Source organism: Candidatus Thiodiazotropha endoloripes (genome assembly GCF_001708965.1).
Lineage (GTDB): Bacteria > Pseudomonadota > Gammaproteobacteria > Chromatiales > Chromatiaceae > Thiodiazotropha > Thiodiazotropha endoloripes.
Genome location: NZ_LVJW01000002.1, coordinates 1 through 371, shown reverse-complemented (window position 1 = coordinate 371; position 371 = coordinate 1). Strand labels below are relative to the sequence as shown.

Sequence of the window (371 nt, the reverse complement as noted above, 5' to 3'; positions counted from 1 at the left end):
TGAAGTGGCAAAACTGAGAGACGCACCTTCGGCAAGGTCAACATCACTGGCTTGTAACTGACCGTTAACCAAACCACCTTCGTCCGCCGAGATCTCTTGGGCCTCTGCAACTGGATTATCATTCGTGCCAGTGACGGTAATCGTCAGTGTGGTTTCAGCTGTGGCGCCCTGGTCATCGGTGACTGTCACAGGGACTTCTATGATTTCAGTATCACCCTCTCCAAGTGATTGATAAGAGGAAGCATCGAAACTGTAGGACCCATCTTCATTCAAAGTAAGGCCATCAACTTCTTCTGAAGTGGCAAAACTGAGAGACGCACCTTCGGCAAGGTCAACATCACTGGCTTGTAACTGACCGTTAACCAAACCAC

The 371-nt window shown here is 49.3% G+C and carries 1 protein-coding gene; it reads right to left on the bottom strand.

What is annotated here, in order from left to right; translation table 11 throughout:
- Positions 1-371 (bottom strand): VCBS domain-containing protein (locus A3193_RS00015; protein ID WP_201258775.1); only part of this gene is annotated, 371 nt, incomplete at both ends.